This window comes from Flavobacterium sp. CFBP9031 (assembly GCF_034044945.1).
GTDB lineage: Bacteria > Bacteroidota > Bacteroidia > Flavobacteriales > Flavobacteriaceae > Flavobacterium.
Genome location: NZ_JAXCWF010000005.1, coordinates 373,641 through 385,950, shown reverse-complemented (window position 1 = coordinate 385,950; position 12,310 = coordinate 373,641). Strand labels below are relative to the sequence as shown.

15 protein-coding genes and 1 tRNA gene are annotated in these 12,310 nt (G+C 32.6%); 9 read left to right on the top strand and 7 right to left on the bottom strand.

Annotation, left to right across the window (positions count from 1 at the left end):
- Positions 1–224 precede the first annotated feature (224 nt).
- Both SOM12_RS11355 and SOM12_RS11350 read right to left on the bottom strand, forming a co-directional pair.
- Positions 225–602 (bottom strand): YcxB family protein, encoded by a 378-nt coding sequence (locus SOM12_RS11355; protein ID WP_320493492.1) that lies wholly within the window; start codon positions 600–602, stop codon positions 225–227.
- A gap of 126 nt (positions 603–728) precedes the next feature.
- On the bottom strand, positions 729–959 hold the full coding sequence (locus tag SOM12_RS11350) for a helix-turn-helix domain-containing protein (RefSeq protein WP_281634597.1): 231 nt from the start codon (positions 957–959) through the stop codon (positions 729–731).
- Positions 960–1,045: 86 nt separating this feature from the next.
- Between SOM12_RS11350 and SOM12_RS11345 the strand changes: the two genes are divergently transcribed.
- Positions 1,046–1,285 (top strand): hypothetical protein, encoded by a 240-nt coding sequence (locus SOM12_RS11345; protein ID WP_320493491.1) that lies wholly within the window; start codon positions 1,046–1,048, stop codon positions 1,283–1,285.
- A gap of 197 nt (positions 1,286–1,482) precedes the next feature.
- On the opposite strand, the gene SOM12_RS11340 is transcribed toward SOM12_RS11345, so the two are convergent.
- The 4 genes from SOM12_RS11340 to SOM12_RS11325 all read right to left on the bottom strand — a co-directional run bounded on the left by SOM12_RS11340 (position 1,483) and on the right by SOM12_RS11325 (position 4,134).
- A complete protein-coding gene (locus SOM12_RS11340; protein WP_320493490.1) occupies positions 1,483–2,457 on the bottom strand; it encodes an integrase core domain-containing protein in 975 nt (324 codons plus the stop codon).
- 227 nt (positions 2,458–2,684) lie between these two features.
- Positions 2,685–3,062, bottom strand: coding sequence for a hypothetical protein (locus SOM12_RS11335; RefSeq protein ID WP_320493489.1), 378 nt, complete (start codon positions 3,060–3,062; stop codon positions 2,685–2,687).
- A 60-nt stretch (positions 3,063–3,122) separates the two neighbouring features.
- Positions 3,123–3,857, bottom strand: a complete 735-nt coding sequence (locus SOM12_RS11330) for a hypothetical protein (RefSeq protein ID WP_320493488.1) — start codon at positions 3,855–3,857, stop codon at positions 3,123–3,125.
- Between the two features lie 195 nt (positions 3,858–4,052).
- A tRNA-Leu gene (locus tag SOM12_RS11325) sits at positions 4,053–4,134 on the bottom strand.
- Positions 4,135–4,244: 110 nt separating this feature from the next.
- Between SOM12_RS11325 and SOM12_RS11320 the strand changes: the two genes are divergently transcribed.
- The 7 genes from SOM12_RS11320 to SOM12_RS11290 all read left to right on the top strand — a co-directional run bounded on the left by SOM12_RS11320 (position 4,245) and on the right by SOM12_RS11290 (position 10,211).
- Entirely contained in the window at positions 4,245–5,633 is a 1,389-nt protein-coding gene (locus tag SOM12_RS11320; RefSeq protein WP_095929770.1) for a dipeptidase, read from the top strand.
- 517 nt (positions 5,634–6,150) lie between these two features.
- On the top strand, positions 6,151–6,579 hold the full coding sequence (locus tag SOM12_RS11315; protein ID WP_253251817.1) for a hypothetical protein: 429 nt from the start codon (positions 6,151–6,153) through the stop codon (positions 6,577–6,579).
- Between the two features lie 19 nt (positions 6,580–6,598).
- A complete protein-coding gene (locus SOM12_RS11310; protein WP_320493487.1) occupies positions 6,599–7,561 on the top strand; it encodes a DUF6624 domain-containing protein in 963 nt (320 codons plus the stop codon).
- Positions 7,558–7,932: a BlaI/MecI/CopY family transcriptional regulator gene (locus SOM12_RS11305; protein WP_198854767.1), complete on the top strand. Its 375-nt coding sequence runs from the start codon at positions 7,558–7,560 to the stop codon at positions 7,930–7,932. The genes SOM12_RS11310 and SOM12_RS11305 overlap by 4 nt, the downstream gene beginning before the upstream one ends.
- Positions 7,929–9,149, top strand: coding sequence for a M56 family metallopeptidase (locus SOM12_RS11300; protein ID WP_320493486.1), 1,221 nt, complete (start codon positions 7,929–7,931; stop codon positions 9,147–9,149). Before SOM12_RS11305 ends, SOM12_RS11300 begins: the two co-directional genes overlap by 4 nt.
- A gap of 47 nt (positions 9,150–9,196) precedes the next feature.
- Positions 9,197–9,652 carry an energy transducer TonB gene (locus tag SOM12_RS11295; RefSeq protein WP_320493485.1) on the top strand — a complete coding sequence of 152 codons (456 nt, stop codon included), beginning with the start codon at positions 9,197–9,199 and terminating at the stop codon, positions 9,650–9,652.
- A 187-nt stretch (positions 9,653–9,839) separates the two neighbouring features.
- A complete protein-coding gene (locus tag SOM12_RS11290; RefSeq protein WP_320493484.1) occupies positions 9,840–10,211 on the top strand; it encodes an energy transducer TonB in 372 nt (123 codons plus the stop codon).
- An 88-nt stretch (positions 10,212–10,299) separates the two neighbouring features.
- Here the strand turns inward: SOM12_RS11290 and SOM12_RS11285 are convergent, their stop codons facing one another.
- A complete protein-coding gene (locus SOM12_RS11285) occupies positions 10,300–11,664 on the bottom strand; it encodes a saccharopine dehydrogenase family protein (protein WP_320493483.1) in 1,365 nt (454 codons plus the stop codon).
- A 187-nt stretch (positions 11,665–11,851) separates the two neighbouring features.
- Between SOM12_RS11285 and SOM12_RS11280 the strand changes: the two genes are divergently transcribed.
- The gene (locus tag SOM12_RS11280) at positions 11,852–12,238 is read left to right on the top strand and encodes a DUF423 domain-containing protein (RefSeq protein ID WP_095929777.1); all 387 of its coding nucleotides are present in this window, start codon (positions 11,852–11,854) and stop codon (positions 12,236–12,238) included.
- The last annotated feature ends 72 nt before the right edge of the window (positions 12,239–12,310 follow it).

Here is a 12,310-nt window from a genome sequence, read left to right as displayed (position 1 = left end):
CTCGGAGGAACGAACAGTTTACTTTTGCTTCCTTTCTCAATCATAAATCTACTTAAAATTTCAAAAAACAAATCTAAAGGAGGAACGAGACTCGAGCGATAGCGAATAGGCGAAGCAAATCTCCACAAGTAGCTCCGCAACGAAAAGCTAATCTTTGTCGATATGCGAGTGTGATTTCTCCTTCGTCGAAATGACAAACTAGACGGATGGTCTTTGACTAAAATTTAAACTCGTCTGTTCTTTATCTTCAAAAAAACTTCATTTCTAAACCAATTTTCATCTTCTTGAGTTTCAAAAATTCGTTTTGGAAGGAAGATTGCTTGTCCTTTGGTGTAGTATAAAAGATAGAGGTCATTTAGTTCGAAAACTTTTACAAAATTTTGCATAGGAACTGTACTATTAGAGATTTCCCCCATTCCAGAAATAATTCTATCTGAGAATATTTCATGTTGTCTTTCGTAGAAAATAATCTTATTGTCTTTTGAATTTGTAAAAATCCAATATTTATAAATCGTAAGAACAGGATACATAAAACCAACGACTATAATAAAAATGCTAAAAGAATCTTTCTTTTCAGTAAAAAGAACGAATGCAGAAAACATCCACATAAAAAGAAATAACCATCCTCGTCTTTTTAACTCAAGTCTAACGAGGAATATGAAATATTCTTTTTTTGTAAGTTGAAATTTTTTGGTTTTAATCATTGGAGACTAAGGAATTTTAAGGTTTTATTTCAAAGGAAAATCAAACAATTCTTTAAGTTCAACATCTAAAGCATTGGCAATTTTTGCAAGGGTCTTTATGCCTGTATTTACTTTAGCAACTTCTAATCTTGCTATTTGAGATTTGTTAATATTACAGTCGTCAGCTAAACCTTGTTGAGATAAGCCTTTCTTTTCACGTAATTGTCTAACGTGAATACCAAGATTAACGAGAAAAGTTTCTTCTGAAATATTCATATTTCAAAAGTGGAAAGATTTATTTTGTTCATGTAGGCTAATTAGCATACAAATTATTATATTTGCTTCAAATAAAAAATAAGACAATGGCTACAAACGATCTTTCGAAAGAAACAGAAAAGAAACTCTTAGATTTTTTTAATAATGTTATTGATGCCAAAGATTTGGCAAAAGCAATACGGCAATTAAATTATGCAATTGCATTAGTTGTTATGAGGGATGACGAAAGAGGATATGTCTATGCTCAAAAAGAAAACCTAGAAAAAGGTTTTTATTGGCTGAATGAATTAGCCGAAATTTTGCATCCTTATTTGGAAGTTGAATAAAAGAAAATAACGTTTTAAAATATCTTCATTTCGACGAAAGGAGAAACCAAAAGCAAAACCGACAAAAAATTCCAGAGTGATTTCCGCAATTTTTTTCATAGTTTGACAACCTGTTGGTGATGCTGAAAAGCTCCTTTCGTCAAGGTGATTTGATAAAGATGAATTACCGCACAGTTTGTCATTTCTGTAAAAGTCACTTATTTCGGTAACGGATTTATCATTTCGATTGGCTTTTTTCCATCAATTCCCTGATGTGGCCTTTCGTGATTATAGTAATATAAATATTGTAATAATTCTTCTTTTAGCTCTTCCAAAGAATCAAAATCAGTTTCTCTAAGCAGATCATCTTCAAGAGTTCTCCAGAAGCGTTCAACCTTTCCGTTTGTCTGTGGTCTGTAAGGTTTGGTGTGTCTATGGATAATCCCTAATTCCATAAGCATTCTCTCAAAAGGATGGTTATATTTCTGCTGGCTGGTTTTGATTCCAAATTCAGGCCCATTGTCAGATAAAATCTCTTCAAATTTTATTTCATAATGATCACTTAAGATGTTTAAGCATTTTAATGCTGCAAACATAACTGTTAAACTAGTAATGTCGGGAATTAATTCCGCCCAGGCAATCCTACTGTAATCATCAATTATGCACACTAGGTACAATCTTCGATTCTCTCCTTTTATGATGCTCTTGCTTAAGTGATGACAATCAATGTGACCAAGCTGACCCATTCTTTCCTTGATTATTTTTTGATGATTCTTTTTAATCTTCGGAGTTAGCCTATTTATATTATTGCGTTTTAAAATATTATAAACTCCAGAATATGAAGGAGTGCTCCTTCCTAATTTGGGCTTTAAGATACTAACAATTTCATATTTGTTGTTTCCTTTTTCTCTTAATTCAATTACTTTTCGCTCTATAAATGGCACAGGACGTCTTGTCTTGTATTTTGGACCTCGCTTTTGAGGCAGTAGATCTAAAGACTTACCGCTCTGCTTATAGCGGTTATAATACTTTAAGAAACTTTTTCTGCAGGTGTCATTTGCCTTATAAAATTCCATAGCCTTTTTATGCACTGGATGCGTCTTGTTTTTTACCTGCTCATATTCTTTTATCAAAAAACGATACTTCTCTAAATAGTTTCTTTCTAGTGTTGAATCATGACTGTTATTTCTCATCGCAACAAAATTTATTAAAGGTAAATTTTGTTACCGAAATATCTAACCTTTACAATTTCGACGTAAGGAGAAATCTTCGCAAGAAACTCCGTAACGGAAAGACAATCTTTGTAGAGCTTCTCGTGGAGATTTCTCCTTAGGTCGAAATGACAAGATTCAGGTGCTTTGTGATTTTCTGCGAAAGCCTAAAAGTCCAAAGTATTGAGTCGATAAGTGGTAGATTAATCTTATAATTGTTGCAAAATAATTTGCTTAATTAATTCACGATCATTTTTGATTTTTTTATCATCATTTACTATTTCAAAATAATCATCTAAATTTAAATATTCATTCATGTAAAATCTGAGACTGTGAATTGACAATAAGTTATTGATTAAAACAATATGTCCTTTTTGGGCAATTTCTTCATAATTATTAATATTATCAATTTTCTGAACAGTTTTTTTACTTACAGCCAATGATATATTTTGTCCATCTTTTATGATAATAAGAGTTGCGTTTCTACTTCCGTTTTTGATTATGGAGATATCTTGGAAAAAGTTTTCATTAAGTAATGACTTAATTGAGACTTTTGATAGTTTTTCAAATTTAGATTCATCTTCCATAATTATAAATTTTCATAAATTGATTATTCTGTCAAACTTTTGTATTTTGAAGGTTTCGTTTTAAGGAATTTCATTTACTGATTTAATAACGCTAACCACATTTATTAAACTTATGATACAAAGCTCAGCGAAATGTTTTTGAACATCTAATTTATGCGTAGTAACATTCATTAGATCTATGGATTTTTCCATAAATTCAATTGCTGAATTTGCTAGTTTTCGAATATCTTCATTTTGACTTCCACGTAATTTTGTTGCTATAAAACTATGGAGTTGATTTTTGAATTTTCCGTTTCTAATATCAATTTTTGGATCTTCAGGTTTGTGCAATTTTTCATCAAAAACAATTCTTGCAAGTTTGTCCATAAGTGTTCTAGCAGAATTACCAATATTTTGATAATCAATTGAACCATCACTTTTTTTAAATAAATCTATCAGTTTTTTTTGAAGATCATTAATTTCTTGCCATTCAGTTTGTACAACTGACACCTCAGAATTTATAATTGAAATTTTATCATAATCAGGAGTTATGAATATTTCGTAAATTGATAAACCAGTAGTTTCTCTTATTAGACGTTTAATAGTATTTTTTATTGAAGTTAACTCTGTATTTACTTTTACAAAAGTCGTAGGATCAACTTTAAAAGATACAATGTAAGAAGTTTCAGAGTGATAAGGTCCTTGATTACGAACGTGAAACTCAAAATTAGAATTTTGAAGAACTGCTGAAGTATTTACAAATTTATTTTCTTTTGCTATTTCTTTAATTAAATAGATTACTTTCTCTTCTGTCATTTTTTCGTGTTTTGGTCAAAAAAGGCGTTAATGATATCTTCTCGAACAGCTTTTTAAGTTAACGTTCAAAAATAGAAAACAGAGAATATAAATAATATATTGTAGTAAATTGCTTATCAACAACTTTAATAACAAAAAGTAGAATGCACCAAAAACAAAAAAGCTTCTGAAATATCTTCAGAAGCTTTTTTTTTGTGCGGATAATAGGACTCGAACCTACACGCCTTGCGGCACCAGATCCTAAGTCTGGCACGTCTACCAATTTCGCCATATCCGCGGTAATTGTGGGTGCAAAGATAGGCATACTTTTGAATTATCAAAGCATTTTTTGAAAATTTTTTTTAATTCTCTTTTTTGTACTTTTGGGTTTCTATAAAAATAATTTAAATGGAAAATATTAAGTCCTACGTTCAACAACATAAAGATCGGTTTATCAACGAATTGATCGAATTATTAAAGATTCCGTCGGTTAGTGCCGACACTGCATATTCTCAAGATGTTATTGACACAGCAGAGGCTGTAAAAGAAAGTTTATCAAAAGCAGGGTGCGATTATGTCGAAACTTGCGACACTCCAGGTTACCCAATTATCTACGGAGAGAAAATTATAGATCCAAATCTTCCAACGGTTTTAGTTTACGGCCACTACGACGTACAACCGCCAGATCCATTAGAATTATGGACTTCACCACCTTTTGAACCTGTTATTAAAACTACAGATATTCACCCAGAAGGAGCTATCTTCGCGCGTGGAGCATGTGACGACAAAGGTCAGATGTACATGCACGTAAAAGCGCTTGAATTAATGGTACAAAGCAATACGTTGCCTTGTAACGTAAAATTCATGATCGAAGGTGAAGAAGAAGTAGGTTCTGCAAGTTTGGCTTGGTTCGTAGAACGAAATCAAGAAAAGCTGAAAAACGACGTAATCTTGATTTCAGATACAGGAATGATCTCGAACCAACAGCCATCGATCACGACAGGTTTAAGAGGTTTGAGTTATGTTGAGGTAGAAGTTACAGGTCCAAACCGCGATTTGCATTCAGGTTTATACGGTGGAGCTGTGGCGAACCCAATTAATATTTTGGCAAAAATGATTGCTTCGCTTCACGACGAAAACAATCATATTACGATTCCAGGTTTCTACGATAAAGTAGAAGAATTATCTGCAGAGGAAAGAGCAGAAATGGCAAAAGCGCCTTTCAGCCTAGAAAAATATAAAAATGCTTTAAACATTGCCGATGTTTATGGCGAAAAAGGATATGTAACCAACGAGCGCAACTCAATCCGTCCGACATTAGACGTAAACGGAATCTGGGGCGGCTATACTGGCGAAGGTGCTAAAACGGTTATTGCGAGTAAAGCTTTTGCTAAAATCTCGATGCGTTTGGTTCCAAATCAGGAATGGGAAGAAATTACAGAACTTTTCACGAAACATTTTACAAGTATTGCTCCAGCTGGAGTTACGGTAAAAGTAACGCCTCACCACGGTGGTCAAGGTTATGTAACGCCAATTGACAGCATTGGTTATCAGGCGGCAAATAAAGCGTATACAGAAACGTTTGGAGTTCCTGCAATTCCGGTTCGTTCTGGAGGAAGTATTCCGATTGTGGCTTTGTTTGAAAAAGAATTAAAAAGTAAAACCATCTTAATGGGATTTGGTTTGGATAGCGATGCAATTCACTCGCCAAATGAGCATTTCGGAATCTTTAATTACTTGAAAGGTATTGAGACTATTCCGTTGTTTTACAAGTATTTTGTGGAATTAAGTAAATAAGTTTTTTAACCGCAAAGAGCGCAAAGTTTTACGCAAAGTTCGCAAGGATTTTTTAAGTAAGATTTATAAAAGTTCGCAAAGCTTCATCACATAGCTTTGCGAACTTTGTGTTTATAAATGTAACCTTAAATAAAAACCTTGCATTCTTTGCGGTTAAGTTTTTTTAACCGCTAAGAACGCTAAGAATTACGCAAAGTGCGCTAGGATTTTTTAATAAGATTTATAGAAGTTCGCAAAGCTATGTCTGCAAAGCTTTGCGAACTTTGCGTTTATAAAAGCGATCCAAAATAAAATCCTTGCGTTCTTTGCGGTTAAATTTTCAGCAGCATTTTTAAGATATAAATTCGTTCAGAAATGAGCGGATTTTTTTGTTTTTAATCTTTTAATATTCAAAGGAAAAACTTCTGTCACTTTGTACCTCTGTCACTTTGCAACTAAAAAAAAAGACCTCTTTTTCTTGCATATTTAAAAATTAACTCTACATTTGTAGAAACGAATCTATAATTGTAGAGCAATCATGAAATTGAAAAACATCTTTTTATTATTTCTTTTCGGATTAATGCTTTTGGGGTGTAAAAGTCAGCCGATTAATCAGAAGATTGACAAGAAAAAAGAAGGTGTTTGGATTGATACATATTCGCAAGACGGAACAGATTATAAATCGTATGAATATTATAAAAATGATCTTCCAGTAAAAAAGTGGAAATCGTACATTAATGGAAAAATCTACAAAACGGAGAAATATAAAAACGGAATCTGTATTGTGAAAAGTTATTACGAAAACGGAAAACTGGAATCGAAAGGAAAAACAAAATTAGAAACGAATTCGGTAGAAACGCATTGGTTTTATTTTGGAGAATGGAAGTTTTATTCGGACAAAGGAAAATTAAAAGGAATCAAGAATTACGAAAAAGGAGAATTGATTTCGGAACAAAATATTAAATAAACCAACTAACCTCTAAACCATGAAAAAAATAATTACACTCTCTTTATTAGTGATGAACTGTATTTTTCTGCAAGCTCAAACGTATAAAGAATGGGTTCGAAAAGCCGATTCTTGTTACACAGTAAAAAACTATGAATTGTCTGTTTCGTATTATGAAAAAGCTTTTAAAATAGAGCAAAAAGACGATCGAGACTTATACAACGCAGGCTGTTCTGCTTCTATGGCAAAAAAGAACAAAAAAGCATTTAAATGGCTAAATCTTTCTATCGATAACGGATACGAGAATATTGCCCATCTTAAAATTGATAACGATTTAAAGCCTTTGCACTCAGAAAAACAATGGAATAAAACAATTGATAAACTGCAGAAGAAGTTAGATATTATTGGAGCAAATTATGATAAAGTGCTGGAAAAAGAACTTGCAGAAATTTATACCGAAGATCAGGAAATTCGCGGAGAATTTATGAATGTTTATAGAGCTTCAAAACCTGATAAAAAGAAAATAGACAGCATTGGTAAAATCATGGAAAGAAAAGACAGTATTAACCTCATTAAGGTGATGAAAATACTGGACGAAAGAGGCTGGCTAGGAAAAAATGTGGTAGGTTCTCAGGGAAATCAGACTTTATTTCTGGTGATTCAGCATGCCGATTTAAAATACCAGCAAAAATATCTGCCTATGATGAGAGAGGCGGTTAAAAACGGAAATGCCAATCCAGGGAATCTGGCGTATTTGGAAGATAGAGTGGCTTTGAGAGAAGGAAAAAAACAAATTTATGGCAGTCAGAGTTCAATGAATAAAAAGACTAATAAAATTCGTATAGCACCAATGATAGATCCAGATAATGTCGATAAAAGGCGTGCAGAGGTCGGACTTGGAACTATGGCCGAATATGCGACAAAATTGAATGTTGAATGGAATTTGGAGGAATATAAAAAGGAATTGTCCGAAACAGAAAAACTTGAAAATACAAAACCATGATACAATTATCAAATGCAGAAGAACAGTTAATGGAGCATTTGTGGAAGCTTGAAAAGGCTTTTATGAAAGATTTGCTCGAAGCGTATCCGGAACCAAAACCAGCAACAACAACCGTAGCGACGCTTTTAAAACGAATGATTGACAAGAAATTTGTGGCGTATAATGAATTTGGAAATTCTCGAGAATATTATCCGTTGGTCAAGAAAACAGACTATTTTGCAAAACACGTAAAAGGGCTAATTAGTAATTTCTTTAATAATTCGGCTTCGCAATTTGCTTCGTTTTTTACGACCGAAACCAATTTGTCGGCTTCGGAACTGGAAGATCTTAAAAAAATAATCGATTCAGAAATTCAAAAAAAGAAAAAATGATAACTTATCTTTTAAAATCAGGTTTACTGCTTGCGGTTTTTTACGCAGTATATAAGTTGTTGTTAGAAAACGAAAGAATGTTTCGATTCAATCGTGCTTATCTTCTAGGAAGTTTGATTTTTAGTTTTATTATTCCGCTGCAACTATTTACATTCAAACCTTTATTTGAGAGCGGATTAAACGCAATTCAATTGGAAGGAATAGAGATTAGAACAAGCCGTGCGCCTATAAATGAAAATTACCTATTAGAATATATATTCGACATTTTGAAACGTGTTTATGTAATCGTTGCAATAGTGCTGGGGTTTCGTTTAATTTTAAATGTGCTTTCGTTTTTCAAAAAAATAAATCGAAAAGAAACCCGCTCTGTAGATGGCGTAAAATTAATTTTGACTGATGAAGCTGTTTTGCCCCATTCTTTTTGGAATGCCATTTTTGTAAATAAAACAGAATTTGAGATGGGAAAAATTCCATCAGAATTACTAATACACGAGAAAGCACATTTAGAGCAAAGGCATACATTGGATATACTTTTTGTTGCAGTGTTGCAAACAGTATTTTGGTTTAATCCTTTTCTTTCTCTTTTTAGAAAAGCAATTAAACTCAATCATGAATTTTTAGCCGACGAAGCCGTAAATAAACAATTTGGTGAAGTTAGAAGTTATCAGAACTTATTGCTGGAATTTGCTTCAAACCAACAAACTGTTGCTTTGGCAAGTAATATCAATTATTTAATAACTAAAAAACGTTTGCTTATGATGACTAAAGAGAAATCGCCACTTGCTATGATTTTAAAAGTGAGTTCTGTAGCTACCGTTTCTGTTGTATTATTAATTGCTTTTAATTCGCAAGCTGTTGCACAGACCAGTTTTAGTGGAAAAAACGCCAATGATAATAGAATTAGCGAAAAGACAAATGTAAAACAGCCACAATTTCCTGGCGGAATAGAGAAGTTCTACATGTTTGTGGGGCAAAATTTTAGAATGCCAGAAGAATTTTCAAAACATAAAATGGAAGGCAAACTATTTGTTGAGTTTATGGTTGAAAAAGATGGAAGTTTGTCTGAATTTAAAATTGTTAAAGATTTAGGATATGGAGTTTCAGATGAGGTAATTCGTGTTTTGAAACTTTCGCCAAAATGGATTCCTGCAACTGAAAATGGTCAGACCGTTCGAGTGATGTACAGTTTACCGATTACACTTCAAAGCAATAATTAAAAAAAAAATAAAAAAGAAATGAGAATTAATGTAGATTTGTAAAAAATATGCTACAAATGAAACCGTTTTCTAATTTAATGTTTAAAGTTGTTTTTTCCTTTTTTTTACTGCTTTCATGTAATTCAAAAAGTTGGGCGCAAGAAGTAGAACTAATAGATCTTTCTGCTAAATCTGATAATACTGTAAGTGTAGAAACTCAAGCAGAATTTCCTAATGGTTTAACCGATTTTTACATCTTTTATGCTCAAAATTATAAGATGCCTGATGTTGCTTACGAAAAAAAAGTAGATGGAAAGTATTATATACATTTCACAATTGAAAAAGATGGGACTTTATCTAATATAAAAATTGTAAAAGATTTAGGATATGGTTTGGGTGCCGAAGCTATTCGTGTTATGAAACTTTGTCCAAAATGGATTCCAGCAACTAAGGATGGCGAACCAGTAAGTTCTAAATTTATTTTACCGATGGTTGTTCAATTGGCCAGACCTTTAGGGCGTTAAATCAAAACAAAAAAAATCCGTTCAAAAAGAACGGATTTTTTTTGTTCTTGCGCTAAAATGGGAACAACTTTAATTAAAGTAAAAATCTATATTTGTAAGTGTAAGACAGGATATTTAAGCGATTAAACAATTTAAAAATATGAAGAGAATACTTACTCAGAGTTTTATATTAGTAATACTGATTTTTATGAGTGCTAAGAGTACGGCTCAAGAAAATACGTCGAAAGATGAGGATAGGCCTTTGGAAATGAAGGTTGATAGCATTGAGAAAAAGCCTGATTTTCCAGGTGGAATAAACAAGTTTTACAGGTTTGTGGGTAAAAACTTTAAAGTTCCAAAAAAAGCACTGAAATATGGAGGAAAGGTAAAACTGCAGTTTATTATTGAGAAAGACGGTACGTTATCTGATATTAAAGCAGTAGAAGATATAGGATATGGAACAGGTGAAGAAGCTGTTAGGGTTATAAAACTTTCTCCTAATTGGATTCCGGGTTCAAACAAAGGTTTGCCGGTAAGAGTATTGTATAAATTGCCAATAACGCTTACGCCAGTTCAGTAAAATAAAAAAATCCGCTTCTGATGGGAGAAGCGGATAAAATTAAAAACTAATTAAAAAAAAATTCTAAAAATAAACATGCAGATCCAGACTAAAATAGGTCCGGATTGTATCCAAAATAAGGTACATTTTGTTCGTTAAAAATGACCCCATATTCTTCTAACTCTTTCAAAATAGGCTCATAAACTTCTTTTTTAATAGGAAGCTGAACGCCTGGAGTTGTAATTTTTCCATTTAAGATTAATAAAGTGGCAATTGCAACCGGAAGTCCGACTGTTTTTGCCATTGCCGTATAAGTTTGGTCTTCGCCGATACAAACCATTTTCGAATCGATTTGTTTCTTTTCTCCATTTAGTTCATAACCAAATTTATGATACATCACAATCATATCTTTGTCCTCTGGTTCAAGAGTCCAACTGTCAGTCAGAATTTTTTCTAAGATTTGAGCCGGAGTAGCATTTGGCAGATTGACTTTTTTGTCTGGGTTAAATAAATTCAATTCCAAAAGTTTATCCCACATAATATCGTCCTGATCGATTTTTAGAATCAATCGAGTTTTAATTTCTACAGAATCAGTTGGATGATACGGAAGGAAAGAATTGATGAACTGACGATAACTCATATTTTCTGCCCCCTCTAAAACATAGCTATCATCAGTCATCCCGAGCTGTACAAACATATTCCAAGCGCGAGAATATCCCACTCTTCGAATAGTTCCTCTATATAATGTTAGAATATCATCTAAACCATAAACCGAGCGGTATTTAAGAGAATCGCGATTAGAATACGCTTCAAATTTTCCGTAACCTTCTACTTCTAGAAATTCAGTTCTTCTAAATAAAGCGCTGTACGGAATATATTTATAAGTTCCTTCCTGAATAAACTTCGCAGCACCTCCTTGTCCTGCTAAGACCACGTTTCTTGGTGCCCAAGTAAATTTGTAATTCCATAAATTATTGTCAGATTCAGGAGCTACAAGTCCGCCACAGAAAGATTCAAACAAAAGCATTTTACCGCCTTTCGATCTTATTTCGTCAATAACTTTCATTGCGCTCATGTGGTCGATTCCTGGATCGAGACCAATTTCGTTCATGAAAATCAGATTGTTTTTGATGGCTTCTTCGTTTAAAGCTTGCATGCCATCACTTATATAAGAAGCGGTAACAAGATGTTTTTTAAATTCTAAACAATCTTTTGCAATTTCGATATGCAAATGTGCAGGAAGCATAGAAATTACTATTGACGCATTTGCAATAGCTTTTTTTCTTTCGTCGGAATTAAAAATATCTAAGGCAAGCGGTGTGGCATTCGGATGATTCTGAGTCTTTGCTTTTGCGAGATTCAATGATAGATCGGCTACGGTTAAATGCAGCTTTTCTTCCTTAGATTTTGATAATAAATATCGAATCAAAGACGATGCAGATCTTCCTGCTCCAATTATTAAAACGTTTCTCATGTCTCAAATATTTAACACAAATATATTTAATTGTTATAAATATAACAATTCAAATTAAATAAAATTCAATTTATTTTTTGAAATCGGATAAAAAATAACCTGATTTTGTTCTAAATAATCCAAGAACTAAAGCGGTTTTTCGGTTCGTTTGAAGTATTTTTGTTTCAAATTTCAAAAGAGATATATTATGAAAAGAAGAATCGTTTTAACTGGAGCTTTTATCGGTATGTTAGCTATTATTTTGGGTGCTTTTGGCGCTCACTTATTGAAAAAATACCTTTCAGTTGATCAATTAAATACTTTTGAAGTTGGTGTTCGTTACCAAATGTATCACGCCTTATTTCTTCTCTTTTTATCTACTCAAAAAGATATAGCCGAAAAGACCTTAAAAACGATCTATAATTTTGTAGTAGCAGGTGTTGTTCTTTTCAGCGGTTCAATTTATGTATTGGCTACAAAAGACTATACTTTGTTTGAATCTAAAATTATCGTATTCGCAACTCCTGTGGGTGGTTTTCTATTAATTATTGCTTGGACGCTATTATTCTTTACGATTTTGAAGAGAAAATCATAAAATCCCGAAAAAAAAATTCTGTCTAAGAATTAATCTTTAATTTTGTCACATAAATAACATATAACTTTATTT